General features: G+C 63.3%; 27 protein-coding genes. 8 read left to right on the top strand and 19 right to left on the bottom strand.

The window, feature by feature from the left end; genetic code table 11:
* Positions 1-20: 20 nt before the first annotated feature.
* Entirely contained in the window at positions 21-578 is a 558-nt protein-coding gene (locus tag CLU90_RS21180; protein WP_034753667.1) for a winged helix-turn-helix transcriptional regulator, read from the bottom strand.
* Positions 579-830: 252 nt separating this feature from the next.
* On the opposite strand from CLU90_RS21180, the gene CLU90_RS21175 reads away from it, so the two are divergent.
* A complete protein-coding gene (locus tag CLU90_RS21175; RefSeq protein ID WP_092718488.1) occupies positions 831-1067 on the top strand; it encodes a hypothetical protein in 237 nt (78 codons plus the stop codon).
* Here CLU90_RS21175 and CLU90_RS21170 read toward each other — a convergent pair.
* From CLU90_RS21170 to CLU90_RS21155, 4 genes are read right to left on the bottom strand one after another with little or no spacing between them, the layout of a single operon-like run.
* Entirely contained in the window at positions 1064-2071 is a 1008-nt protein-coding gene (locus CLU90_RS21170; protein WP_092718484.1) for a Csu type fimbrial protein, read from the bottom strand. The genes CLU90_RS21175 and CLU90_RS21170 overlap by 4 nt on opposite strands.
* Positions 2071-4458 carry a fimbria/pilus outer membrane usher protein gene (locus CLU90_RS21165; RefSeq protein ID WP_232731284.1) on the bottom strand — a complete coding sequence of 796 codons (2388 nt, stop codon included), beginning with the start codon at positions 4456-4458 and terminating at the stop codon, positions 2071-2073. Before CLU90_RS21165 ends, CLU90_RS21170 begins: the two co-directional genes overlap by 1 nt.
* Entirely contained in the window at positions 4436-5164 is a 729-nt protein-coding gene (locus CLU90_RS21160; protein WP_232731283.1) for a fimbrial biogenesis chaperone, read from the bottom strand. Before CLU90_RS21160 ends, CLU90_RS21165 begins: the two co-directional genes overlap by 23 nt.
* A gap of 12 nt (positions 5165-5176) precedes the next feature.
* The gene (locus tag CLU90_RS21155) at positions 5177-5707 is read right to left on the bottom strand and encodes a Csu type fimbrial protein (RefSeq protein ID WP_100428854.1); all 531 of its coding nucleotides are present in this window, start codon (positions 5705-5707) and stop codon (positions 5177-5179) included.
* 208 nt (positions 5708-5915) lie between these two features.
* Between CLU90_RS21155 and CLU90_RS30140 the strand changes: the two genes are divergently transcribed.
* Both CLU90_RS30140 and CLU90_RS21150 read left to right on the top strand, forming a co-directional pair.
* Entirely contained in the window at positions 5916-6044 is a 129-nt protein-coding gene (locus CLU90_RS30140; protein WP_269800035.1) for a hypothetical protein, read from the top strand.
* 12 nt (positions 6045-6056) lie between these two features.
* Positions 6057-6860, top strand: coding sequence for a response regulator transcription factor (locus CLU90_RS21150; protein WP_100428853.1), 804 nt, complete (start codon positions 6057-6059; stop codon positions 6858-6860).
* On the opposite strand, the gene CLU90_RS21145 is transcribed toward CLU90_RS21150, so the two are convergent.
* Positions 6857-9424, bottom strand: a complete 2568-nt coding sequence (locus CLU90_RS21145) for a TonB-dependent receptor (protein ID WP_100428852.1) — start codon at positions 9422-9424, stop codon at positions 6857-6859. The genes CLU90_RS21150 and CLU90_RS21145 overlap by 4 nt on opposite strands.
* Positions 9425-9753: 329 nt before the next feature.
* Positions 9754-10344 carry a nicotinamide riboside transporter PnuC gene (pnuC, locus tag CLU90_RS21140; protein WP_092718472.1) on the bottom strand — a complete coding sequence of 197 codons (591 nt, stop codon included), beginning with the start codon at positions 10342-10344 and terminating at the stop codon, positions 9754-9756.
* Positions 10345-10479: 135 nt separating this feature from the next.
* On the opposite strand from pnuC, the gene CLU90_RS21135 reads away from it, so the two are divergent.
* The gene (locus tag CLU90_RS21135) at positions 10480-11241 is read left to right on the top strand and encodes a substrate-binding periplasmic protein (protein ID WP_100428851.1); all 762 of its coding nucleotides are present in this window, start codon (positions 10480-10482) and stop codon (positions 11239-11241) included.
* Positions 11242-11247: 6 nt separating this feature from the next.
* Here the strand turns inward: CLU90_RS21135 and CLU90_RS21130 are convergent, their stop codons facing one another.
* Positions 11248-11949, bottom strand: a complete 702-nt coding sequence (locus tag CLU90_RS21130) for an isochorismatase family protein (RefSeq protein ID WP_198511246.1) — start codon at positions 11947-11949, stop codon at positions 11248-11250.
* A 65-nt stretch (positions 11950-12014) separates the two neighbouring features.
* Positions 12015-12881: a pirin family protein gene (locus CLU90_RS21125; RefSeq protein WP_100428850.1), complete on the bottom strand. Its 867-nt coding sequence runs from the start codon at positions 12879-12881 to the stop codon at positions 12015-12017.
* Between the two features lie 120 nt (positions 12882-13001).
* Here CLU90_RS21125 and CLU90_RS21120 point away from each other — a divergent pair, with 120 nt between their 5' ends.
* Both CLU90_RS21120 and CLU90_RS21115 read left to right on the top strand, forming a co-directional pair.
* Entirely contained in the window at positions 13002-13907 is a 906-nt protein-coding gene (locus tag CLU90_RS21120; RefSeq protein WP_100428849.1) for a LysR family transcriptional regulator, read from the top strand.
* A 46-nt stretch (positions 13908-13953) separates the two neighbouring features.
* Positions 13954-14745, top strand: coding sequence for a metallophosphoesterase family protein (locus CLU90_RS21115; RefSeq protein ID WP_100428848.1), 792 nt, complete (start codon positions 13954-13956; stop codon positions 14743-14745).
* A gap of 9 nt (positions 14746-14754) precedes the next feature.
* Here CLU90_RS21115 and CLU90_RS29735 read toward each other — a convergent pair whose 3' ends face one another.
* From CLU90_RS29735 to bla, 3 genes are all read right to left on the bottom strand, one after another.
* Complete coding sequence (locus CLU90_RS29735) at positions 14755-14928, bottom strand: hypothetical protein (RefSeq protein ID WP_175539415.1); 174 nt, start codon at positions 14926-14928, stop codon at positions 14755-14757.
* Between the two features lie 11 nt (positions 14929-14939).
* Positions 14940-16148 (bottom strand): RtcB family protein, encoded by a 1209-nt coding sequence (locus tag CLU90_RS21110; protein WP_100428847.1) that lies wholly within the window; start codon positions 16146-16148, stop codon positions 14940-14942.
* 278 nt (positions 16149-16426) lie between these two features.
* Positions 16427-17494, bottom strand: coding sequence for a subclass B3 metallo-beta-lactamase (gene bla, locus CLU90_RS21105; protein ID WP_232731282.1), 1068 nt, complete (start codon positions 17492-17494; stop codon positions 16427-16429).
* 19 nt (positions 17495-17513) lie between these two features.
* Between bla and CLU90_RS21100 the strand changes: the two genes are divergently transcribed.
* The gene (locus CLU90_RS21100) at positions 17514-18317 is read left to right on the top strand and encodes a metallophosphoesterase family protein (RefSeq protein ID WP_092718455.1); all 804 of its coding nucleotides are present in this window, start codon (positions 17514-17516) and stop codon (positions 18315-18317) included.
* On the opposite strand, the gene CLU90_RS21095 is transcribed toward CLU90_RS21100, so the two are convergent.
* Complete coding sequence (locus tag CLU90_RS21095) at positions 18314-18841, bottom strand: dihydrofolate reductase family protein (RefSeq protein WP_092718452.1); 528 nt, start codon at positions 18839-18841, stop codon at positions 18314-18316. The two genes, CLU90_RS21100 and CLU90_RS21095, sit on opposite strands and share 4 nt — an antisense overlap.
* Positions 18842-18882: 41 nt before the next feature.
* On the opposite strand from CLU90_RS21095, the gene CLU90_RS21090 reads away from it, so the two are divergent.
* Entirely contained in the window at positions 18883-19479 is a 597-nt protein-coding gene (locus tag CLU90_RS21090) for a TetR/AcrR family transcriptional regulator (RefSeq protein ID WP_175539414.1), read from the top strand.
* A 29-nt stretch (positions 19480-19508) separates the two neighbouring features.
* Here CLU90_RS21090 and CLU90_RS21085 read toward each other — a convergent pair whose 3' ends face one another.
* From CLU90_RS21085 to CLU90_RS21060, 6 genes are all read right to left on the bottom strand, one after another.
* Complete coding sequence (locus CLU90_RS21085; RefSeq protein ID WP_092718445.1) at positions 19509-20186, bottom strand: type 1 glutamine amidotransferase domain-containing protein; 678 nt, start codon at positions 20184-20186, stop codon at positions 19509-19511.
* Between the two features lie 22 nt (positions 20187-20208).
* The gene (locus tag CLU90_RS21080; protein WP_092718442.1) at positions 20209-21372 is read right to left on the bottom strand and encodes an iron-containing alcohol dehydrogenase; all 1164 of its coding nucleotides are present in this window, start codon (positions 21370-21372) and stop codon (positions 20209-20211) included.
* 100 nt (positions 21373-21472) lie between these two features.
* Complete coding sequence (locus CLU90_RS21075; protein WP_092718439.1) at positions 21473-22090, bottom strand: TetR/AcrR family transcriptional regulator; 618 nt, start codon at positions 22088-22090, stop codon at positions 21473-21475.
* A 66-nt stretch (positions 22091-22156) separates the two neighbouring features.
* Entirely contained in the window at positions 22157-23566 is a 1410-nt protein-coding gene (locus tag CLU90_RS21070) for an HdeD family acid-resistance protein (protein ID WP_100428846.1), read from the bottom strand.
* 248 nt (positions 23567-23814) lie between these two features.
* The gene (locus CLU90_RS21065) at positions 23815-25065 is read right to left on the bottom strand and encodes a low temperature requirement protein A (RefSeq protein ID WP_198511245.1); all 1251 of its coding nucleotides are present in this window, start codon (positions 25063-25065) and stop codon (positions 23815-23817) included.
* A gap of 113 nt (positions 25066-25178) precedes the next feature.
* Entirely contained in the window at positions 25179-26036 is an 858-nt protein-coding gene (locus CLU90_RS21060; protein ID WP_100428844.1) for an oxidoreductase, read from the bottom strand.
* Between the last annotated feature and the right edge of the window lie 68 nt (positions 26037-26104).

Below are 26104 nucleotides of genomic sequence, written 5' to 3'. Positions count from 1 at the left end.
GCACCTCCGCCAGCGCGTCCTCAGGCCAGATGCCCTTCCGCCACCCAGCCACGGTTGGCCGCCGGCGCCTTCGGCTTGGGCGCAATGCCGCTGCTTTTTTCCGCATCGAGGATGATGCTGCGCATGCTGTCGCTGGCGGCAGGCCCTGGCGCGAACGCGTAATACTCGTCATTGATGGGCAAGCCCGTCGTCGCGTCGACCAGCACAGGATCGGCGGCCAGGCCCGTGTCGCGGCTGGCGATGACGAGGCTGGCGCCTTCCGGCGCGAAGTTTTCATTGCCCCAGGCGATAAACGCCAGCAGGACGGGCTTGAAGGCGCGCCCGGACTTGGTCAGCACATAGTCGTAGCGGGGCGGCTTGGCGCAATACAGGCGGCGCGTCATCAAGCCGCCCTCCACCAGGTCGGCCAGGCGGCGCGTCAGGATGGTGGGCGCGATCTTGAGGCTTTTTTCAAATTCGTCGAAGCGCGTCTTGCCATAAAACGCTTCGCGCAGGATGAGGATGCTCCACCATTCGCCCACCTTGCCCAGGCTGCGCGCAATCGGGCAAGGCAAATTATTAAAGTTGGTATGTTTCATGGCCATCTCCTCACATTGATCCAACACAACAATCGAAAAAAATTTCAGTTGCAACACGGAAACTTAGTTACTATCATTTTGAAAGTGAGGTGCTTGCCCTTGCGACGGGCTGAAAATACACGAAAACTCACACTTTCCTTGTTCAAGTACAATCATGGCTGGTTCTGCTCCCCCAATCCCGGTGCGAAAACGGTACCAGCCACGCCTTGCGGCGCTGCTGTCCACGCCCGTTTTTCACTCGATGCGTTCACGATGACCCCTTTGAAGCTTGCCGTACTGCCTGCCCTGCTCGCCCTGTCCCTCTGCCAGACCACCACCGCCGGTACCACCGCTTCCGCGACGCTGCAGGCTACCTTCGTCGTGCAGGAAGCGTGCACTGTCGTCTCGCAACGCAACAGCACCCAGGTACGCTGCCAGCACAACACGCCCTACCTGCTGCACCAGCAGGCGACGCCATCGGGCGCCGGCCTCGTCACCGTCACGTTCTAAAAATAAATCGTTGCCGTCACTGTGTCCTTGTAGTCGCCGGGACGCGGCGACACCTGCGCCGGCACGCGGCCGTATATCGTCAGCGGCACGCTGGAGCCCGTCCCCGTGCCCGTCACCATGCTCGTGCCCGCCGTGCCATCGCCCCAGAGCGGGCCATCGAGGGTGGACGACAGCAGGTAGCTGACCTTGTCCGTCGTTAAGAGATTTTTCATTTGCCGGTTGGCCACATTGGCCGCCACGCTGCCGCCGTTCAGGGCAATCTGGTAGGCGTTGTTATTCACGCAGCGCACGGACAAGGTGCTGGTGCTGCGCAAGTTGCCCGTCAGAATGGAGGCGTTCGCGAACGCCATCGGCGTGGCCGCGATGGTGCAATCGTTGATGGCCGTGGCATTGACCGTGAAGCCGAAACTGCCGCTGGTGGCCGTGCACCCTTGCAGGTTGACGAGGCCATACGTGGTGTAGGTGTAGGTGCCCGCGCCCGCAAAACTCGACGTATAGACGGTATTGGCGTTGGCGACCGTGGGCACGGCGGCCAGGGCCGCGCCGGCAGGAATCTTGGCGTACACGGTAAAGGTGGTGGAATACGTGCCGGGCGGGGCCAGCAAGCCGGCTGACAGGGTCATGCCAAAGGTCGACGGTGCGCCCGCCACGCCGGCACCTCCCCATATCTTCGCCGTCGCATACGAGTTGTCCACGTACACGTTGTAATCCATGCGGTTGCTGCCATTGCCCAGCTTGCGCGGCAGGGCCGACGTGGAATTCGTGCCCAGCCCCAGCGAAATGCACACTTGCGCATTGGGCGTGAGCAACTGTCCCAGGTTCAGCGATGAAAACAGGCAACTGAAGGTGCCCGTGGCCTGCGCCACGTAATCGGTGCCGGAAATCGGGCTGACGGAACCGAAATCGATATTCGTCATGCTGACCGTGCAGGTATCGGCAGCCTGCGCCACGCTGCCCCAGGCGCAGCCCAGCAGCAGGGTCAGCCATAACAGCAGGCGGCGCATCAGCGGCCTCCTCCGGCGGAGGCAGTGACAACGCAGCGCAGCGGGCCGATCACGGGCAAGCCGCCCGCGGCAGGACGCACGTACGCAAAGCCGACCGTGCACGCGCTGTCGCCCTCGCCCACTTGCAACTGATTCTGCTCGCGCAGGTCGTCGACGAAAATGATGCCGTCAAAGCCCACGACCGTCTGCTTGCCGCTTTGCACATGCAGCACGGGCAAGCCCGTGGCCAGCGGCTTGCCGTCGGCGCCTTGCACGATGACGGTGGCGGCGCTGTAGCGTTCGACGGGAAAGGCCGCCAGCACGCCAGCCAGCTGTTGCGGCACGACCGTCATATTGGTCACGGGCACGCGCGCGTCGACGTCGAGTTCATCCGTGGAGATGCTGATCTGGTTATTGCCATAGGGATTCAAATTCGGCACCAGCAGATAGCCGTTCCTGCCCGTCACGCCGATCCGGCGGTTTTCATGCAGCACAGGAATATCACTCACGCCGCCCGTGGACACGAGCGCAAAACCGTTGCCCACCTGGCGCGTCGTCTCGACATGGCCATCCATCAGCACCAGTGCGCCGGACGCGCCCAGCGACGAGGCATTGCCCATGCCACCGCTTTGCGTGCGCGCGCTCACGCGGCCGTCATTGCCCAGGTATTCCACTTGCGCCTGCCGGTAGGTATTGCCGCCCACGGTGCCGGCCTGCAAATTCCAGCCGAAGCCGCCGCCAAAGTCCGCCGCACGCTGCGCGCTGACGCTGCGGCCGCTCTCGCCGTTTTGCCGGCTGACGCTCGTGCTGACGGCCAGGTTGTTGTCGAAGGCCATGCTCAGGCCGATATAAAACCCCCGCTTCTCGCGTTGCCGCAAGTCCTGGAACAGGCTGGCGTTCAGGAACAGGCCGTGAAACAGGGTGGCTGAATAGCCCAGGGTGGCCAGCTTCGAGGACGGCGCGCCCGGTGTGCGGTAGCTGATGTAGCTGCTGCTGATGCTGCTTCCTGCCGGCAAAGGCAGGCTGACGGTGACGCGGTCCGCCGCGCGCACCACGGGACTGCCGTCGCGCGAGGCCAGGTCGCCAAACCCGGCGCTGGCGCGCACGCTTTGCGCATCGACGCTGAAGCGCGGGCCCACGTACTGATAGCCGGCGCCCAGCTGCGCGCCACGGCTGTGCCCCGCGCTGGCCGACAGCGAACCGCTGAGCACGCCCGCCTGGCCCAGCCGCACCAGCGCGCCCGCCCCCGCCTGGTACAGGCCGGCGGCCAGTTCCGCATGGCCCTCGATGGTGAGGCTGTCGCTGACGCCATGGCGGACGGAAGCGCTGGCCACGAACTGCCGCGCATAGCCGAACAGACGGCGGCCATAGTCGCGCCGCACGGCGCCCGCCTCGACCGAATAATCGCTCAAGCCGCCAGCGAGCATGCGCGTATCGACGTACAGGGGCAGCACGGTCGTCACGCTGCGTCCCAGGGCGTCGCGCGTGATGAGGGTGGCTTGCCCTGCGCCATTGATGCCGGCCACCTGGTTCAGCACGAACGGACCGCTGGGCACGCTGGCAGCATATTGCTGCACGCCATTGACGTACAGGCTCAGCGACGAGGGCACGAGCGCCGTGCCATCGACGGAGGCGACGGGAAAGGTCAGCAAGTCGGGACGCAGCTGGAAATTCTTGCGCCACTGCACGCCGCCCACGCGCACGGCGCGGCTCCAGCTCAGCGACGAGGAAATCAGGTCGCCCACTTGCCACGTTTGCAGGGTGTCGGGATAGGCGTGGCTCCAGAAGGTGTCAAAGCGCATGTACTTGCGCTGGTCCGAGCCCAGGTTCACGGTGCCGGTATTGCTGAACACGCCGCTGTCATTGAAATAGCGCAAGTCGTTGAAGATGGCGGCGCGCCGCGTCCGGCCCAATTCCGCATAGGCTTCGTAATTGAGGACGGCGCCGGGCGTGACGCGCGACGGCGGCGTCTGCGGGGCCAGGCGCGCATCGATGCGGTACGGCGAGCGCAAGTCGTCCGCCACCTGCAGCGACACGCTCTGGCGCGCCGCATCATATTCATAGCTGAGTCCGGGAATCGCATCGAGCGCCACCTCGGTCTGACCGGGTGCGGACAGGCGCGCCGGGTCCAGCCCCAGCTGCTGCAAGTTCGCGACACTGCTGCGCAAGCCTTTGCCCACCTGGGTAAAGCGCAAGATCAGCCCGGTTGATTCAGCATTCACAATCACCTCCAGATACAGTTCATTCGGCGCCATCGGGTCGCTGGGCAAGCTGGCCGGTCCCGGATCGGCGCCCGTCTCGCCGGTCGATCCATCGGCCCTGGCCACCGGTACCATGGCCAGCAGCAGCAACAGCAAGGATGCCTGCGCGCCATGGCGGCCCGGTTCAAGGTGTCGAATTCGTGGCAACGAGCGCCTTTGCATTCACGTTCACCGCAATACTCAACGGTCCATCCAGTTCGGCCTCCCTGGCGACGGGCAGGCGCCATACGCGCATGCGTGCCGCCAGGACATAGCCAAACAGGCCCTTGCTGATGACAAATTCCTTGCCCGCCTGGTTCGTCAACGTCATCGCGCCGATCTGCGCATGGAAATTGCCGCTGTTCTTGACGCGCAACATCCACTCGCCCCGCTCACGAAAGACTTGCCAGTCGAGTATTTCCTTGCCCGGCGCACCGGCCGGCAGCACGAACACGGGCACCGAGTAGCGCAGGCGGATATCGACGCCGCTGCGCCCGCCATCATCCTCGCGGCTGACTTCATCGATGAGCACGCGATACGTCTTTTCCTGCGCGACGGGGCCAGCCTGGGCACGCACGAGGCGGATGGTTTGCCGGCTGTTGGCGGCGATTTCGACGATGGGCGGACTGGCCACCAGTTCCTGCGTGGGCGCCAGGGTTTCCTCGCCATCGCGCTGTTCCCAGGCGAACACCCGCACCTGCCCGTAGATGGGCTGGTCGCCGAGGTTTTGCAGGTTGATGCCCGCTGCATTCTGTGCGGCGCGCAAATTGAGCGTCACCGGCGAAATCTGCAGATTGGCGCCATGTGCGCCCGCGGCGCAACAGGCCAGCAGCGCCAGCACGCTTTTCATCAGGGAGGCGGCGGCGGCCTTCACGCAGCGCCTGGCTTAAAAGTAAACGGTGGCCGTGATGGTCGACTTGTAGGTATCGGGCGCCGGTGTCGCCTGCGGCGGAATATTGCCGTACACGGTGATCGGCTGCGATGAGCCATTGCCGGTGCCGCCGACGGTATTCGTGCCCTGCGTATCGCCCCACAAGGTGCTGCCAGCCGTCTGGTACAGGTTGAACTGCACCGTCCCCGTATTGCCGCCCGTGCCGCTCATATAGCGCGTGGTGCCGCTCGAGCCCGCGCCCGTGCCGGCCGTCAAGCCCACGTTGTACAACGTGGTATTGGTGCAGGTGACGTTCACGGTCGTATTGACGTTAACGGCAGTAGCCAGTACACCCTGACTTTGACCAAAGTCGAGATTGGCCGCGCCGATGGTGCAATTGGCGATGATTTTCAGGGTGACGTCAAAGTTGATGGTGGCGCTGCCATTCAGATACACGGCGGCGTCCGCATCGCGAGGCAGGAGGGCTGCGGCGGCCACGGCCACGCTGGCGGCAACGATAAGGCGGGGGGAAATAACTCGCAACATGATACCTCCTGATGATGGAACATCATTAATGAGCCCACCAATATGAGGGGCATCGAGGATAGTCACGGTATTGCCGGCGTTTTCTTGGGCACGCAAACCAGGACGACAACATACTGGTGCCGAGAGTCAGGAACCCGGGGACTCCGGCATTGTTTGCAGCATGTGCAAAACAGATTTTTTGGCAAGCGACATTGCTTAAAATCAATGCATGATTGAATTATTGGCGATCTGGGAAATCCGCGCTTCTTCTGGCGGAGAAACATCTTTTGAAACAAGAGAAAAGCAGAAAAAAAAGAAAAAGCGAGGCATAATAAGCTACAACTTGCTATTTGGTTAAGTCATCCATGCCATGCCATTGACCAGCGAAACCATCAAAAAGAATATCCTGATCGTGGACGATTCCGCGTTCGAGCAGCGCATGCTGATGGAGCTGCTCAGCGAGCAGCCCTACCGTTTCAGCATTGCCTTCAATGGCTACCAGGGCTACCAGCTGGCATTGGCCACGCATCCCGACCTGATCCTGCTCGACGTGCGCATGCCCGAAATGGATGGCTACACGGCGTGTCGTTTGCTCAAGGCCAATCCCGAGACGGAACCGATACCCGTGATCTTTCTCAGCGGCGCCGATGCCGCCAAGGAGCGCATCATGGGCTTGCAGGTGGGCGGCGTCGACTACATTTCCAAGCCCTTCCTGCCGGAAGAACTGGCCGCGCGCATCCATATCCACCTGGGATTGATGCGTAGAAGCAACAGTACCCTGCCGGCAGCGGCGCCGATCAGCGAGCGGCAGCATCATCCGGACCTCGTCTTCGTCAATGCCGTCAAGCAGCTGATCCTCGACAACCTGGGCAGCTTGCCCAACTTGTCCGACATCGCCCGCAGCGTGGGCACCTACCGCGAAAAGCTGACCCTGATGTTCCGCGAGCAGACTGGCATGACGGTCTTCGCCTTCATCCGCGAAGCGCGCATCGCCCGCGGCGTGGAATTGCTGCAGCAGACCGACATCGACGTGCAGGATATCGCCCTGCTGATCGGTTTTCACAACGCGGGCAACTTCGCCACGGCCTTTCGCGAACGCATGGGCGTCACGCCCAGCGCCTACCGCCAGCGCCTGCACGAGCAGACGGGGCGGCAGGTGTCAAACGGTCACTAGAACTTGTAGTTCAGTTTTAACGACGCGAAGCGGCCGCGCGGGTCCGCTTGCGTATAGTCGAAGCCTGATGCCGAGTAATCCCACGGCGCGCGCTTGTTGGCCAGGTTTTGCACGATGAAGGTGACGTTCGCCGCTGGCGTCACCTGCCAGCTGGTGGTCACGTCGAAGGTGCTGAAGGCGGCCACGGATTCATCGAGGTGCGTGTTTTGCGCATAGCTGCCCACGTAATTCCAGGTGAGCGTGGACGACCACTTGCCCTGCTCCCAGGTGGCCGACGTGACGCCGCGCCATTTCGGGATCGAACCGAAGTAATTGGTGCCGGCGCCGTCCGTGAGCGGCGCGCCGTCGGACAGCGGTTCGGCAAAGCGCAGCACGCGGCTCAGCTGGCCGGCCAGGGTCAGCTTGCCCCAGTCCCTGTCGACGAAGCGCTGGCGCAGGTCGAGGTCGATGCCCGACACTTCGCGCTGTCCCTGGTTACGGTACTGGCGGTACAGGGTCGTGATGCGGCCATCGGCATCGCGCGTGATCTTCTGCGGCGCCGACGCTTCGTTGGCGAGCGTGGTGGTGGCGCTTTCCGTGCCGATCACGCCATCTTGCTTGATGCGGTAGTAATCGAGGCCGATGCTCGAACTGCTGGTCGGCGACACCACCACGCCCAGGTTCAGGTTGTTCGACCGTTCCGGACGCAGCGCCGTATTGGCGATGGTAATGGCCGTCACGCCGCGCGTCTGCGTGGGCGTGATCGGGTCGCGCGGATCAAGCACGCTGACATAGCTGACGGCCGTGCTTTGCGTGATTTCCGGCAGCGACGGCGCGCGGAAGCCGCGCGACACGGTGCCGCGTACCAGCAGCCATGGCGCCGCCTGGTAGCGCGCGCTGGCTTTCGGCGAAAACGCGTTGCCGAAATCGCTGTAATGGTCGGCGCGGCCCGCCAGGTTGACGGACAGGTCTTTCACGACGGGCACGTTGAATTCGGCAAACAGGGCCGACACGCTGCGCGAGCCGTTGATGATGTTGATGGCCGGGCGCAGCTCGGTGCCCGACAGCACGGCCGTCGAGGTTTGCGAATCCATCTTTTCGCGGCGCCACTGGGCACCGGCGGCAAAGCCCAGCGGACCGGCCGGCAATTGCCACAGGTCTTTCGAAGCCGAGAAATCGACGGTGTCGAGAGTCGATTCGGCCGGACGCAGGGTCGACAGGCGCAGGCGGTTGCGCACCGCTTCGCTGTTTTGCGACTGGTCGAAGAAGTTATAGCTGCCGTCGGCCAGCACCTGCTGGAATTCGTAGCGGTTGACGAAGTTCTGCACGGTTTCTTCCAGCTTGCTGCTCGAGTGGCCCACGGCCGCATCCCAGTCCCAGCCCGCCAGCGTCCCCTTGACGCCCGCCAGCGCGCGGTAGAAGGTGACCCGGTCCTGCTTCAGGCGCGGTCCCAGGTCGAACAGGGTGGCCGTGAACGGCAGGGGCGTGGCGCCCGGATTGTTCGGGTGGCCGACAGGCAGCACGACGGGGATCGTGTCGAGCGCCTGGGTCGCGTTGTTCCACACGCGCGTGGCATTGTTGACGGTGAGCGGCGCGCTGAAGGTCTGGTCGGCGCGCGAATAACTGTGCAGCAGGTCGACGTACGCTTCCGTGTCCGCGTTCAGCTTGAAGGTGGCGCGCGCGGCCGTGTGCACGCGCTGGATGCCGGGAATCAGGGTTTTATATGGCGACGGGTTATACGCGAGCACTTGCCCCGTCTTGCCCGGCGAGATGTCGCCATAATTGACCAGTTGCAACGGGCTGCGCACGCCGCCCAGGCTCCGCGTGGGATCGCTGCCAGCATAATTGGTGGCGACCCAGCCCAGCGCGCCACGCTGCTGCTTGCGGAAATCCGCATCACGCATCCACGCCACGTCGCTTTGCTGCAGCTTGTCGCGCTGCTGCGTGTCGATCGAGAAGACCAGGCTGTAGCCGTCTTCCTCGAGCTTGCCGAAACCCGTCTGCAGCGCCGCGCTCTTTTCATGCTGGCCCGTGCCTTCCGTCGAGCCGCCCCACTGCGCCGTGATGTCCGTGCCCGTGAATTCCTTGTACAGGATGATGTTGACGACGCCGGCCACGGCGTCGGAACCGTAGATGGACGAGGCGCCATCCTTGAGCACCTCGATGCGCTGCACGGCCGCCATCGGCAGGCTGTTCAGGTCGACAAAGGTTTCCTGCAGGTTTTGCGCCGTCGCATAGCTGGCCACGCGCTTGCCGTTCACCAGGATCAGGGTATTTTTCTGGCCGATGCCGCGCAGCGACAGGCCCGACGTGCCGGCCGAGAAACTGCCCGTATATTGCTCGTTGTAGCTGTTGCCGCTGTTGGCGGAAATCGAGCGCAGCACGTCCGACACGCTGGTCTTGCCGCTGGCTTTCAATTCCTTGGCCGTGATGACTTGCACGGCGCTGGCGCCCTCTTTTTCGCTGACGCGGATATTCGATCCGGTGACGTTGACGCGCAGCATGTCCTCTTCGGCATGGGCGATGGTGGAGACGGCGGGAAAGGCGGCGGCGATGGCAAGACTGATGGCGAGTGGTTTGAACATGGTTTCCTCTTATTGGGATTGCAGCCTTTTTCAGTAAAAAAGGCCGAGCAGGGGCACGCGGACCGGGTGGGCCAGCGGGCAAACGGCAATGAAACGGATGGGTGACTCAGGGGATGCGTGGACGGGCACGCACCGGCATCCACTGCGCCATGCATTGCATGGTCAGCTGGTGCCGGGCGGCGTAAAAACAGGCAGAAAGGGTAAAACGCAACATAAAAAACACCGGTAAGCGGGGAAAGGCCACTATATCCCGGTGTCTTTAGCGCGTGAACGAATTAAAAATTGATTGTATATATGATTTGAATCTAAGGACTTGGTATATGGAAATATCAGGCGTCGGCCATCTCCTGCGGCACGGCCGCCGCGCGGCGTGCCTGCACGCTCCACCAGTACCAGGAAATGAGGGCGTTGACCCAGTAGGCCGCATACAGGACGGCCGTCAGGTACAGGCCACGGCTGTAGTAGAGCGGCACGGCCACGGTGTTGACGAGCAGCCAGAAGGCCCACGTTTCGATGCGCCGGCTCATCAACAGGAATTGCGCGATGATGCTAAATACCAACACCGCCGAATCGATGAAAGGCGCGTAGGCATTCGTAAAGCGGTGCAGCAGCATGCCGTAGATCACCACGGAAGCGATGCCGGCCGGCACCACCCAAGCCAGGCTGCGCCAGCCCGTGCGCGTGATCGGCAAGGGCTTGCCACCGGCGCCGCGCCGCCATTGCAGCCAGCCGATGACGCAGGTGACGATGAAAAACAGCTGCAGCATCACGTCGGCGTACAGGTTGACCTGGAAAAACAGCACGGCAAACAGCACGCAGCCGACGATGCCGATCCACCAGGAATGAATGTTGTTGCGTCCGGCCAGGACAATGGAAACGGTCATCAGCACGTTGGCGGCGATCTCGAGCGGGGGAGTCAAGCGGATTTCCTTTGGATGAAGACAGCCGCCACTATAGCCCATTTGATATCCGCAACCGGCCATGCACCGCTTGACTTCCGTGGCCATTCTGGCAAATTGCTCAGTACTACCCTTGAACCACTGCGGAGATGTTCCATGCGCTTGCGCCACGTGCTGCTTGCGGCAACGCTGTCCGGCAGCGTCCTGCCCACCCAGGCCTGCCGCATGACGATGGCGCTCGAGCAATGGCCGCCATATGTCTACCGCGATGCGCAGGGCAGCTATACGGGCCTGGACCTGGAACTGCTGCGCGCCATCTTCAGGGAAGCGCACTGCATCCTGGTGACCTTGCCGGAACTGCCGACGGCGCGGCGCCAGTTGCTGTTCCAGAAAGGGGGACTGGACCTGATGCCTGCCGCCTCCGACACGTCGGAACGCCACGCGTATGCGCGTTTCAGCGTCAGCTACCGCGATGAAACCGTGGGCATCTTCGGCAAGGCCGGCGCGCCCGTCGTGCAGCGCCAGGTCGCCAGCTTCGCGCAGCTCGCGCGCGGCAAGGCCAGCCTGCTGGCGCCCAAGGTGGGCTGGTACGGGGCAGACTATGCGGCGACCCGTCCGGCGCTGGAAAAGGATGGCCGCCTGAATACCTTCGGCAGCTTCCGGCAAGGCATCCTCATGCTCGACGCGGGCCGCGCCGACCTGCTGCTGGGTGACGTGCTGGCCGTGCGCCACGAAGCGCGCCAGCAGGGCGTGGCCCTGGCCGCCCTGCCCTTCCTCGCCTTGCGCGCGCCCGTGCACCTGATGCTCAATGCCCGCACGACCAGCGCCGCCGACCTGGCGCGCCTGAACGCCGCCATCACGCGCCTGGAACAGCGCGGCGTGCTGGCGGCGATACGCAACAGCTACGAAACGCCGTAGCGGCAATCAGCCCTTGGATGCCGCCTCGAGGATTTCCAGCTTGGTTTCGCGGCCATTCTTTTGCACGCCCTGCGCCTTGTCGTAGCTTTCGATCAGCGCGCGGTATGGCGGCACGATGTGGTCGGTCATGATGGCGGCAAATTCCATCGCATCGGCGCGGTTCCAGGTGCTCATCACTTCAGCCAGCACGGCATACGTGTCGATCGGCACGGCGCCCGCCTGCGTCACGCGCGCCATGGTGATGTCGGTGGCCATCTTCGACCAGTTGCCCGAGGCGTCGATGATGGCAAACACTTTATAACCGGCCGCCAGCGCGCTGATGGTGGGAAAGGCCATGCATACGCTGGTGAGCGTGCCGGCGATCAGCAGGGTCTTGCGGCCCGTCTTTTCGATGGCCTCGACCCAGGCCGGATTGTCCCAGGCATTGATCTGGCCCGTGCGCGGGATGTAGACGGCTTCCGGATTGAAATGGTGGATTTCCGGGATCAAGGGGCCGTTCGGGCCGTCGGGCACGGAAGCGGTGGTAAACGTCGGCATCTTGGCCAGGCGCGACAGCTTGGCCAGCGCCGTGACGTGGCCGCGCAGCACGTGCTGCTCGATGTCGCGCACCAGCTGGAACAAGCCGCTCTGGTGGTCGATCAGCAGCATGACGGCGTCGTCGGGATCGATCATCGGTGGCAAACCTTGGAAATTGGCGGGGGTGCTCATGGTGGTCTCCTGAAAAACCGTGCCGCGGAATGCGGCACAGGTACTACACAAATTGACTGCACAAATTATTTTGCGATGCGGGCGAAGCGGCCGCTGTTGAAATCCTCGAACGCCTGCGCGATTTCCGCTTCGGTGTTCATGACGAAGGGGCCATGGCCGACGATGGGCTCGTCGATCGGCTCGCCGCTCAGCAGCAGCACCACGGCGTCGTTGTTCGCCTCGACGGTGATGCTGTCGCCATCGCGCTCGAACAGCGCCATCTGCGCTTCGCGCACCACGCTCTCGCCATTGACCAGCACCGTGCCATGCAGCACGATCAGCGCCGTGCTCCAGCCCTTGGCCACGGGCAGCTCCGTCAGCTTGCCCTGGGCCAGGCGCACGTCCCACACCTGCATCGGCGAGAACGTGCGGGCCGGGCCATGCTGACCAGCGAAGTCGCCCGCGATCACGCGCACCGAGCCGCCGCCGTCCGGCAGCGCCACCGTGGGAATCGTGTCGCTGGTGATGGCCTGGTAGCCGGGCGCCGTCATCTTGTTTTTCGCCGGCAGGTTCACCCACAGCTGCACCATTTCCAGGGTGCCGCCCGACTGCGTGAAGGCAGGCGAGTGAAACTCTTCATGCAGGATGCCGGCGCCGGCCGTCATCCATTGCACGTCGCCGGGGCCGATCACGCCGCCCTGGCCCGTCGAATCGCGGTGCGCCACTTCGCCCTTGTAGACGATGGTCACCGTTTCAAAGCCGCGGTGCGGGTGCGAGCCGACGCCGGGCGGACGCGTGCCGGGCGCAAACTCGGCGGGGCCGGCATAGTCGAGCAGCAGGAAGGGGCTCAGCTGCTTGCCATGGCTACCGTACGAAAACATCGAGCGCACGGGAAAACCATCGCCTACCCAGTGCTGGCGCGGTGCGCTGTAGATACCTGTGACTTTGTTCATCTCGATCTCCTGTTGGGGGTTTGCATTACGATGGAGACAGAATACGCTTGCAACGATGAAGCCGGTAGACGGTAAAATAGGCCATCAGCGTTCCGAAAATAGAACAATCCAGGAGGCGGCATGCAGGATTTGAATGACTTGTATTACTTCGTGCAGGTGGTCGACCATGGCGGCTTCGCGCCGGCCGGGCGCGCGCTGGGCATGCCGAAATCCAAACTGAGCCGGCGCATCGCGCTGCTGGAAGAGCGCCTCGGCGCGCGCCTGCTGCAGCGCACGACGCGGCATTTCTCCGTCACCGACGTGGGGCAGACGTTTTACGAGCATTGCAAGGCGATGCTGGTGGAAGCGGAAGCGGCGCAGGAAGCGATCGAACTGACGCGGGCCGCGCCACGCGGCACGGTGCGCCTGTCCTGCCCCATCGCCCTGCTGCAGTCGCTGGTCGCGCCCATGCTGGCCGGTTTCATGCGCGCGCATCCGCAAGTGACCCTGCTGCTCGAAGCGAGCAACCGCCGCGTCGACCTGGTGGCCGAAGGTATCGACGTGGCCATCCGCGTGCGCCCGCCGCCACTGCCCGACAGCGACCTGGTGCTGCGCGTGCTGGCCGAACGGGGCCAGTGCATGGTGGGCAGCCCCTTGCTGTTTGCCGGCGCGCCCATGCCGAAGGCGCCAGCCGACCTGGCAGACTGGCCCAGCCTGGCCCTGGGCATGCCGCAACAGCACTACCAGTGGGATTTGCATGGTCCCAATGGCGCGCGCGCCCAGCTGCGCCATACGCCGCGCTTCGTCACGGGCGACATGCTGACCTTGCGCGACGCGGCCGTGGCCGGCGTGGGCGTGGTGCAGCTGCCAACCATGATGATCACCGAACAGGTGGCCAATGGCAGCCTGCTGCCGCTGATGGAGCAATGGCGGCCGCAGCGCGAAATCATCCACGCCGTGTTTCCGTCGCGACGCGGCCTGCTGCCGGCCGTGCGCGCGCTGATCGACTACCTGGCGCACAGCTTCGCCGCGCTGCCGGAAGAGTGAAGGTCTTCAGGTACGATGGCGCCCTTTCAACAGGCATGAAAACAGCATGCGTATATTGGTACTGTCGGACCTGCACCACGAGCTGTGGCGCGACGAAGCGCCGCAGGGCGACCTCGCGCTCAGCTGTCCCGACGCCGTCATCCTGGCCGGCGATATCGACACGGGCACCCGCGCCGTCGCCTGGGCCGCCACCACGTTTGCGGGCCTGCCCGTGCTGTACGTGCACGGCAACCACGAAGGCTATGGCCACCATCTGGACAAGGTGCGCCAGGAGCTGCGCGCGGCCTGCGCCGCCACGCCCAACGTGCATTTTCTCGACGCCGACACCCACGTCATCACCGACCAGGCAGGCAACGCCGTGCGCTTCCTGGGCGCCACCCTGTGGACGGATTTCCGCCTGCTGGGCGACGACACGCGGCAAGCGGCCATGCCCGTCATGAACGACTACAAGCGCATCCGTCTGGCCGGCATGGGCTTTCGCAAGCTGCGCGCGGCCGACACGGCCATGTTCCACGCGCAGCAAAAAGCGTGGCTGGCGCGCGAGCTGGCGCAGCCCTTCGATGGCCGCACGGTGGTCATCAGCCACATGGCGCCCTCCTTGCAGTCGGTCGACGATGCCTACGGCAGCGAAGGGTGTTCGCCCGGCTACGCTTCGCGCCTGGACGACCTGGCAGCGCAGGCGGACCTGTGGGTGCATGGCCACCTGCACGTCTCGCGCGACTACCGCATCGGCCACTGCCGCGTCGTATCGAACCCCTGCGGCTACAAGGCGCGCAGCGGCGCGCCGCAAAATCCCGCTTTTGATCCGAACTTCATCATCGAGCTGCCGTCGCGTTAATCCGGCGCGCTAATCGTCAGCTTTGAGGCGGCCCGCAAGCATTTGCTGCAGGCGGTGCTTGCCGGCCCTGCGCGCCGCGCGCGGCGACACTTCCGACTGGTGCGCACCGGCGCCGCCGCGCAGTTTCGCTGCCGCCACCAGCGGATTGCGCGGCTTGGACGTGGCTTTCACTTTGATTTTCATATGCTCTCCCTTCAACCCTTGATGCAGACGACCTGGCGCAAGGTATGCACCATTTCCACCAGGTCGCTCTGGTGCGCCATCACGGCGTCGATATTTTTATAGGCGGTCGGAATCTCGTCGACCACGCCGCCATCCTTGCGGCATTCGATGCCGGCAGTCTGCTCGGCCAGGTCGAAGCGATCATAGCGGCGCTTCGCCTCGCTGCGGCTCATGCTGCGCCCCGCTCCGTGCGAGCAGGAACACAACGACTGCGGATTGCCCTTGCCGCGCACGATGAAGCTGCGCGCGCCCATGCTGCCGGGGATGATGCCCAGCTCTCCCTGCCGCGCCGAAATGGCGCCCTTGCGCGTCACGTACAAATCGGCATTGCCATGCGTTTCGCGCGCGATGTAGTTGTGGTGGCAGTTGATCGCTTCCCCGTCGAGCTGGAACGGCGGCGCGAACTTCGCCAGCACGTCGAGCACGCGGCGCATCATCTCGCTGCGGTTGAGCAGCGCGTAATCCTGCGCCCAGTCCACCGCTTCCACATAGTCGTCGAACACCGTGGAGCCTGCACTCAGATAGGCCAGGTCCGCGTCCGGCAGCTGCAGCTGGTGGCGACGCATGTCCTTCTGCGCGGCAGCGATGAAGTAGCGGCCGATGGCGTTGCCGATGCCGCGCGAGCCCGAATGCAGCATGATCCACACGCGCTGTTCCTCGTCGAGGCAGATCTCGATGAAATGGTTGCCGCCGCCGAGGGTGCCGGCCTGGCAGATCCACGTGCGTTCGCACTGGCGCAGCATCTTGGCGATGCCGCGGTGGCGCTCGACGATGTGCTCCAGGCGGCCGGCGAGGGGGCGCACGGCGCGCGCATGGCGCGAACCCTGCACGCGGCTCCAGTCGTGCTGCTCGAAGCCGACGGGCACCTCCGCTTCGATGGCGCTGCGCAGGCGCGCCAGGTTGTCGGGCAAGTCGCTGGCCGTCAGGGTGGTACGCACGGCGTTCATGCCGCAGCCGATGTCCACGCCCACGGCGGCCGGAATGACGGCGCCGCGCGTGGGAATCACGCTGCCGACGGTGGCGCCGATGCCGGCATGGACATCGGGCATGGCCGCCACATACGGATGGACGATGGGCAGGCTGGCGATATTGTGCAGCTGGCGCAATGCCTGCGCGTCGATATCGTCGGTAAAAATATGCACGGGCACATGGGCGCCGCGCAGTGTCTGATGAATGGGCATAACGGTGTTCCTGATGTCTGCGTTATGCCGGGGTACTGGTAAACCAAAAAACCCCGGCGAGTTTCCTCACCGGGGTTTTCAAGGACACCGGCTCGGGATCGGCAAGATGCCGATGGCCCCGAGCGTCATGCGCGGGGCTAGTGGAGGTACGACTTGCTGCCAGCCTGCTCGAACATGGGGTTCCTTTCTTTTGTTGGTTAATCTGAATTGCGAACGCTGATTCTGCACCGGATGCTGCAGTGCGTCAACCGCTTTTCATGGTGAAGGCGACAACGTTGTTATTTTGTCGCAGTCTCGCCAGCCATGGCTTTTTCCTTGGCGATGCGGGCATCGAGCTTCGCTTCATTCTTGGCTGCGTAACTGCCGCACGCCTGCGCATCGATGAAGGGATTCGGCGTGACGCCTTCCAGCAATTGCGTCAGCTTGCGGTCGCCGCCGGAATGGTCGGGGTGGGCCGAGATCAGGATGTCGCACGGCAGCTTGGCGAAGTCCCGCATGGTACGGCGGAAGGCCGGCGTCAGGTCGGCATGGCCCGCATCGCCGATGAAGTGAAAATCGTCGGCACCCACCGGCGTGAGGCTGGCGCCAAACACCACGTTCAGGCAGTCCGTGCGCTCCGCATCCTCGCACGACACCCAGGTCCAGCTGGTGCTGCCCGGCGTATGACCGGGCGTGTAGCGCGCCGTGACGGTCACGTCACCCAGCTGCAGGGTTTCGCCGTCGGCGATCTCACGCACATTTTCCACGGCCGGCATGGGCTCGATTTCGCCCGCCTGCGGATCCGCAGCGAGCACCGATCCCGCGCGCAGCGCCTGCGCTCCCAGCGGACTGGCGACCACTTGCGCGCCACTGTCGCGGGCCAGGGCGGCGATGCCGCCCGAATGGTCGAAATGCGCTTCCGTATTCAGGATGAACTTGATGTCTTCCAGACGAAAGCCCAGCTCGAGGATATGCTCCTTGATGGCGGCCACCGATTGCGGCAGCGCGCCGTCGATCAGGATCAAGCCGTCGCGCGTATCGATCAGCACCACGCTCAAGCCACCCACACCCACGTAATACGTGTCCCCGTGGATGCGCGCAGGCTGCTGCGGACGGTTCCACTGCGCCGCATACGGCGAGGCGATCGGCTGCGTCAATGGATCGGCGGCGGGCGTGGCGCCGTGCGCCGTCAACGGCAGCGCCATGGCGGCCAGCGCGATACTGAGCAAGGTCTTGGGAAGGAAGAAAGGCGGCATGCGGCTCCAGGGTAAGTTGCGGTAATCGATGCCACAGGGTAACGTCGCCTGCGGTGCGCGGTCAAGCACGCCGCCGCAAGGCAAGCCGTTTGCGCTACGATAGAGGCCCATTCACTGCTCTCCTATCGCCATGCGTCTGCTGATCCTGTCCGACCTGCACCTGGAAGTCTGGGGTGACGACACGCCCGCCATCGACCTTGCCGCCTGCCGCCCCGACGCGGTGATCCTGGCCGGCGACATCGACACGGGCAGCAACGCCATCGCCTGGGCCGCGCGCACTTTCGGCGCCCTGCCCGTGCTGTACGTGCACGGCAATCACGAGGGCTATGGCCACCAGCTCGAGCACATGCAGGATGCCGTGCGCGACGCCTGCGCCAGCGCCAATGCGCACGGCGCGAACATCAGCCTGCTCGACGGCGACGCGGTGACGCTCGGCGGCGTGCGTTTTCTCGGCATTACGCTGTGGACGGATTTCCTGCTGTTCGGCGAGGAGCGCCGGGACGAAGCATTGAGCGCGGCGCAAGCCTACATGCCCGACTACAAGCGCATCAGCACGGGCGGCGACACGCCGCGTCTCTTGTGCGCCGCCGACACGGCGCAGCTGCACGCGCAGCACCGCGCCTGGCTGGAGCGGCAGCTGGCGCAACCCTTCGAGGGCAAGACGGTCGTCATTACGCACATGGCGCCCTCGATGCTGTCGGTGGAAGCGCAATACGCGACCAATCTCGGCTCGCCGGCGTTTGCCTCGCAGCTCGATGAACTGGTGGCGCAGGCGGACCTGTGGGTGCATGGCCACATGCACGCCTCGCTCGACTATCGCGTGCAGGATTGCCGCGTCGTGTGCAACCCTTGCGGCTACAAGCGGCCCGACGGCACGCCGGAAAATGAACGCTACGATCCCGGCTTCATCGTCGACATCGCCAGCGCGGGTTAATTTTTCCGATAGCGCAGCTGCACCACGCCGCTAGGCAGCTGGCGCGTGCCGTCCAGGCGCCAGTCGCTGCGCGGCAAGCCGTCCTCGAACAGGCGCACGCCCTTGCCCAGCACCACGGGCAGCACGGACAAGGTCAGGCTGTCGATGACGCCCTCGCGCAAACCGGCGCGGATAACGGCGCCGCCATCGAGATACACGTGGCGGCGCCCCTCTTCCGCCAGCGCTTCCAGCACGTCCCGCACGCTGCCTTCGCGGCGCTGTTCACCATGGCGCGGCGCGAAGCCGCGGTGGCTCAATACCTGCACGCGCTTGCCCGCATACGGCCACGGTTCGAACCCCAGCACGGCGTCATACGTGGTGCGGCCGATCAGCAAGGTATCGACCTGCTCCATCAATGCCGTGTAGCCGGTGGCGTCGGGCGAGTCGGGCGCCAGTTCGGCCAGCCAGGACAGGTCGCCATTTTCTCCCGCGATGCAGCCATCGAGGCTGATGCCGAGAAAAACGCTGACAAAAGGTTTTTGCATGGGTTTTCCTTGATTTAATTCTACAGTGTAGAATTATGCCCATGAAAACCCCAAAACTTCAAGCCAAGGAATCTCCCGTGCGCCGCGCCGGGCGTCCGCGCCGCGCGCTGCCCGCACTGGACAGCGCCAGCATCCTGCAGGCGGCCCTGGCGCTGCTGGAAGAAAAAGGCGAGGCGTTTTCCATGCGCGCGCTGGCGCAACACCTGGGCGTCGACGCCATGGCCGTGTATCACTACTACGCGGGAAAAGAGGAATTATTGCTGGCCCTGATGGCACAGCGCTTTGCCGCGCTCGATCCGCAGCAGCCGCCATTTACGCGGCGCCAGACAGCGCCACGACGCCTGCTGGCGCTGTGCGCGCTGTATCTGGAACTGGTCAGCGCCACGCCCTACTTCGTGCGCCTGATGGCGCGCGGGCTGGTGGAGCAAGCCGACGTGGCACAGCGGTTCACGGCGCTGTTCGAACTGGCCGTCGACGGTCTCGAGCTGGACAAGAAAACCCGGCTGCGCGGGCGCGATGCGCTCGTCGATTTCCTGCACGGCTATGCGCTGGCGGGCAGGCCCGCCAACGAGACGCAATGGCACGCCTCGGTCGGCCTGATCCTGGCGGGCATGGCCGCCGGACGCACTGTGGCGTGACGACCAGCGGCGGATGCGCTACCGGGGTATCAGCCCAGCAGCTTGAGCAGCGCCTGCGCGGCCGCTTCCGACGATGCGGGATTCTGGCCCGTGACCAGCAAGCCGTCGGTGACGGCGTACGGCTGCCAGTCGCCCAGCTTCGAGTACACGCCGCCGTTTTCCTTGAGCATGTCCTCGACGAGGAAAGGCACGATGGCCGTCAAGCCGACGGCATCTTCCTCGGTATTCGTAAAGCCCGTCACCTGCTTGCCGCGCACCAGCGGCGTGCCATCAAGCGCTTTCACGTGGCGCAGCACGCCGGGCGCGTGGCAGACGGCGGCGACGGGCTTGCCAGCGGCGATCATCTGCTCGATCAGCGCGATCGAGTGCGGGTCTTCTGCCAGGTCCCACAGCGGGCCATGGCCGCCCGGGTAGAACACGGCGTCAAAGTCTGCCGCTTTCACGTCGGCCAGCTTGCCCGTGTTGGCCAGCACGGCTTGCGCAGCGGCGTCCTGCTTGAAGCGGCGCGTGGCGTCCGTTTGCGACTCCGGCTCGTCGCTTTTCGGGTCCAGCGGCGGCTGGCCGCCGTTGGGCGACACTACCGTCAGCTTCGCGCCCGCTTCTTGCAAGACGTAGTAGGGAGCGGCGAATTCTTCCAGCCAGAAGCCGGTTTTCTTGCCGGTGTTACCGAGTTGGTCGTGCGAGGTCAGTACCATCAGGATGTTCATATTGTGTCCTTTTATGTCAGGGTTACAGTGCTGCTTCGAGGATACGGCGGCTGCGCGCGAGGTCGATATCGCGGTGTTCGCCGAGTGAGGTCATGCCATGTGCTTCCAGCTGCTTCAGTACCGCTTCCACCGCTTCCTGGCCCAGTTGATAGGCCGACAAACGGGTCGGGATGCCCAGGCCTTCAAAGAAGGTGCGCGTGCGGGCGATGGCGGCATCGATGCGCTCGTCGTCGCCGCCTTCCGTGATGTTCCAGACACGTTCGCCATACTGTAGCAATTTGCCGCGTTTCTGCTCGCGCTGTACGTCCAGCAGGGCCGGCAACACCAGGGCCAGGGTGCGCGCATGGTCGATGTCGTACAGGGCCGTCAATTCGTGGCCGATCATGTGGGTGGCCCAGTCCTGCGGCACGCCGGCGCCGATCAGGCCATTCAGGGCCAGGGTGGCCGTCCACATCAGGTTGGCGCGGGTATCGTAATCGTCGGGCGAAGCGACCGCCTGCGGCGCGATCTCGACCAGGGTTTGCAGCAAGCCTTCGGCAAAGCGGTCCTGCACCTTCGCCTGCACCGGATAGGTCAGATACTGCTCCGTCGTGTGGACAAAGGCGTCGACCAGGCCATTGGCCACCTGCGTGGCCGGCAAGGTGAAAGTCTTGCTGGGGTCGAGCACGGAAAACTGCGGATACAGCAGCGGGTTGCGAAAACTCAGCTTGGCATGCGTGGCTTTCTTCGTCACCACGCCGCCGCTGTTCATTTCCGACCCCGTGGCCGGCAAGGTCAGCACCGTGCCGAACGGCAGGGCGCAATGCACATTGGCACCGCCGCGCTCGGCGATTTCCCACGGCTCACCCTCGTACAGGGCGGCAGCGGCGACGAACTTGGTGCCGTCGATCACGGAGCCGCCACCGACGGCCAGCAGGAAGTCCAGCTTTTCATTGCGTACCTGGGCGACGGCGCGCATCAGGGTTTCGTAGCTGGGATTGGGTTCGATGCCGCCAAACTCCTGCACGCTGCGCTGGCCCTGCGCAAGAGTAGCTCGCACCTCGGCCAGGGTACCGGTCTTTTCCGCGCTGGCGCCGCCGTACAAAATCAGCACGCGCGCATCGTGCGGCACCAGGGTGGACAATTTGGCGACGGTATCAGCACCGAACACGATCTTGGTCGGGTTATGGAATTCAAAATTCTTCATACTGCTGCTCCTTTATTATTAGACTGGTCGTCTAGAATGCGGTTCAAAAAACGCGGACGTGGTGCGCCCGCTTGTTTGCTTTGTTTGTTTGGTTTTCTGCCTATGTGTCGCTGTCCGGCGGCAGCTGCAACATCGCCAGGGTCGCACGCCAGGCCGTCTGCAAGGCGCTGGCGTCGCGCCGCAGCTTGGTCAGCATGGCCGCACCCAGCCACAGCTGGTACAAGGTGGCGGCCATCTGCGCCGGATCGGCCACCGATGGCAGGGTATCGTCCACCCTGCCCCGCGCGATGGCCAGGGCCAGCCTGGCGATGATGCGGTGGGTGCCGTCGAGCAGCGCCACGCGCATCGGTTCCGACATGTCCGCCACTTCGCTGCTGAGCTTGACCACCAGGCAGCGGCAATCGCAAGCGCTGCCATCGAGGCTCTCGCTGGTCCAGCTGGCCCAGCTGGACCAATACGCCATCAGCGACTGCGCCGCGTTCTTGCCAGGCTGGCCCAGCACGCCTTCCATTTCGGCCAGGTAGCCGGTGACGTAATCTTCCAGCATTGCCTCGCCAAACAACTCCTTGGACTTGAAGTAATGGTAGAACGAACCCTTGGGCACGTCGGCGGCCGACAAAATCTCGTTCAGCCCCACGCCGGCAAAGCCCTTGCGCGTGATGATGGCCTTGCCCTGGTCGATAATGTGCTGGCGCACGTCGGTGTATTCAGCTTTCATGCGAGGCATTGTAGCACAATTAGACCAGTCGTCTAGGGCCATCTATTTCAATGCAGCGGCGGCGAACTACGCGCGCTTGTCACGCATGGCGCCTTCCTCGGGCTGCTCGCGAAGATCCGTGGCGCCATGGTCCTGGGCGCGCCATTCGCGGCGCAATTGCGCCATCCGGCTGAAGGCGGTCCTCGCCAATTTCCACCAGGCGAACGGACGCGGGTCGGCCAGCATGCTGAGCGCTCGGGAATAATCGAGCGTCAGCCCGGGCGTCCACGCCATCGTCACCGCACGCTTGCGGATCTGGGCGGCGACCCACAGTTCCGGCGTCGCCAGGATGCGGAAAAACACTCTCCAGCCGGCGCGCTCCCCGTACAGACGGCCAACGGCGCCATCGATAGCCGCTTCCAGGGCCCGGGCGACCGTACTGGAACAATTACGATGCGTGAGATTGTAAGTCGCGTCCTTGCGATACTGCCGCCAGAAAGACTGCAGCTGGCGCGGGTCGTAATTCCGGATACGGACCTGAACGGTGGACGGGCACCATGCCTTCGATTCTGTCGCGTAATCGGGCTGGAATACGCCCGGTACGTCATTCTCGCGGGTGGCGCGCAGCAGGCGCCCGAAATCGTCGGGCGAACGGTCGATCTCCACACTCGGATACAGGCTGATATAAATACCCTCCGGCGACTCCAATGCCGCATGCCCGGTGGAGATCACGCCGTTGACATCGACCGCGGCGATATAGCGGTCGACGATCGGATAATTCTGAGTGGGCGACTTGGCTGAACCGGAAGGCGTCCAGACATGCACCGTCAGCGCCTGTTCATGATCCGCGGGAGGGCCTTCCCACTCCACTTGCGTGAATGCGGAAGCACGGTGCTCATCCGGCTGAACGTCGGGCTGCAGCGATTCCGACAGGGCCGGATTGCCGTTCATGCGGCGAACACGGGCGGCCAGGGCGATCAAGTTGGCGCCGCCAAACATCAAAAACAAGCCCAGGCAATACGGCAGTGTGCCGACATAATGCGTCGGGTAGGGCTGATAAAAGAAAATTGCCAGCGCAATCTCGGCCACGCCCCAGGAGAAGGCCACGCGCCAGCGGCGATAGCGGACCATGTAGGCGGAAATGCACTGTATCAGGCCATCGGCGAGAAACAGCGTCCCAAAAATCATCGATAACAGGAAATTGCCATGGTGGTGACCGGCGAAAATCAGCATCGCCGCCAGCACCACGGCGCAGCCTTTCACGTATCGCAGGATGCGCTGGCCGCCGACACCGGTCCATGCCACCGCCAGTGTTGCCAGGCCTTCGGCCAGGAACAGATAAGCAAAGAAATTGATCGGGAAGTACAGCGCGTTATCGAGTGCGTCGATAAATATGACCAGGCCTGCGAGCAGCCAGATCAATCCGATCAACAGGATACTGCGCCAGCGCTTGCGTAGATATTCGACGCCCAATAACAGCAACACCAATCGAATCATGAGTGCTCCTCCTGTTTTAACTGCAGCAGCAATACTCGAACAATACGCATTGACCGGCCGTCATGGCTGTGAAAGCGTATGGCCACGGACTATCCCGTCATTTGAGAATGACAATTGTCGTAATCAATGAATGAATGAGCGTAAAAATGAAATTCTTCAGAAAAGTATCATAAAAGATAAAAATGTCAGGTTTGCTTGCCGGCAGCCGTATCAACAGCCTGCAATCGCTTCACCCACTGCGTCGCGCATTAGCGGCGCGTGAGCATTTCGTTCTGGTGACGATGTCCCAGTACCTCATAGCCGACGACCGTGATGACCGGTGCAAAGAGCAGAATACCGAGACATTCAACGATATTCGCGCCAAAGGTCGCCGCCATGACCGCCGTCGCGATGACGGCAGCTGTTGCAAGCAAAAGCCACATATGCAGTTGGTCGTAGCGGCGCACAAGAAAATAGTGGAGCGCATAAATCAAGGCGAGGAAAAGGGCCACGGGAATCGCAGTGGCGAGCAGGGCCGGGAGTGTGCCGATATGGGCCTTGTTTTCAATCAGGTTCGCCGCGACGTCAAGGCCAGCCCCCGTTGCCACAATAGATGCAATGATCAGTATCTGCCCATAGCTCCAGATGAAAGCGCGCGAGCGATGCACGTGCAGCACATTCGCCGACGGCAGAATGGAGTACACCCACCACATGCCAAAGGTCAGTCCGACGCCTGCAATACAGGCGAGCGCCGTTTCCAGTGTCCAGCCCTGGTGCTCTATTTCGGCGGACAAGGTCGCGACCGTCCCGACCAGTCCCTCACCCAAGGCAAGGATGGCGAACAGGCTGTAACGTTCGGCAATGTGCTCCGCGTGCCAGGGCGTACCGCCATCCTTGCGCTCCGCCAGCACGGGGCCGGCGAACTCGATGAGAAACCAGAGGACAACGAGGACAATGGTCACGCCCATCGAGAAAGGGAAAAGAATAATCGCTATCCAGCCTATCTGTGCCATCGCAATGGCAGCGGCATAGGTGAGGCACGCGCGGCGCCGTGCAAAGTCTTGCCTCGCTGCCCGCAACCATTGACATATCATCGCCGCGCGCATGATCACGTAGCCAAGTACCATCACCGAGTTATCGAGCTGCTGGCCCTGTTCGAGCGAGGAGAACAGGCGCGGCAAACCGACCGCCAGCACCAGCACACCCGTCATCTGTACCATCGTCGTGATGCGAAAAATCCAGTCGTCAGTGTCGTAGGCCGATGCAAACCACGTGAAATTGAACCAGGCCCAGCAGATACACAGGCTCGAAAAGCCAAATCCGATGAGCGCGCTGGCGTAATGGCCTGCCGCGATTGCGTGTGCGAACTGTGCAGCGGCAAACGCAAAGCATGTGACGAAAGTCAGGTCGAATAACAATTCCAGGGACGATGCGACACGGTGCAGCTCGTGCGGATCGCGTCCTGACATCCGCCGTATGTGATGGTGCAGAACTTTGCCAACAGAATCAGGTGCGCTCATGCTTTATTCCTTGCCAGCGAACGATATCAATCATGGTTTCAAGAATCGGGGTGATGCAGCTGCGAATCGCTTATATGGGCAAATTCAGGCATGGCCCCCACGCTCGGGCTCTGTCAGGCGGGAAAATCCGTCGATGCGGAGAGGTCGCGCCACGCCTCCATTTCCTGTGCCACAAAGGCGTTTTTTGCGGCAATCGCAGCCAGCGTGTCAGTGCCCATGGGAAGACGCAGTGGCGGATTGGGCGCGTCTACGACGCGGAGCATCGCGGCCGCCAATTTTTGGGGATCACCGGGCTGATTGTGGTTCAGCGCTAACGCTTGTCTGCGCACGGCGCCCGAAGTCGCCGCGTAATCGCCAATTTCATCGGGCGCTACGAGCAGCGACGAGGCATCGAGGAAGTCGGTGCGGAAATAACCTGGTTCAACGACGGTGGCGTGAATGCCCAGTGGCTTGAGTTCGGTATGCATGGCTTCCGTGATGCCTTCGACGGCAAATTTTGTCGATGAATACACCCCGAAACCTGCCGCGGCCTGATAGCCGCCGATCGATGAAATATTGATCACGTGACCGGAACGCTGCGCCCGCATTGTGGGCAGCACGGCGCGCGTTACGTTCAGCAAGCCGAAGACATTCGTGTCAAACATCCGTCTCACATCCGCATCGCCAGACTCTTCCACGGCAGCCAGCAGACCAAAGCCCGCATTATTGACGAGCACGTCAATACGCCCAAAATGTTCCAGCGCAACGCGCACGCCCAGCCTGATTTGCTCCTCATTCGTCACGTCGAGGGCAAGCGGCAGCAACGCGGCGCACGTGCCGAGCCGCTCGACGACCGCTGCCGCGTTACGCCCGGTTGCGACCACCGCATTGCCGTCCGCCAGTGCCGCCTCTGCAATCAATGCGCCGATGCCCCTGGATGCACCGGTGATCAACCAGACGCGCTTGAATTCGTGCTGTTGAACGTTCTTCATCATTCTGCTCCCGAGGTGCTTAAAGGGCGAATGATAGAAGCAAAAATTGGCATGAACTAGTGGTCAAA

It is taken from the genome of Janthinobacterium sp. 67 (genome assembly GCF_002797895.1).
Taxonomy (GTDB): domain Bacteria; phylum Pseudomonadota; class Gammaproteobacteria; order Burkholderiales; family Burkholderiaceae_D; genus Janthinobacterium.
Note: the sequence above shows the minus strand (reverse complement) of the source record. Positions and strands in the feature narration are given on the sequence as shown.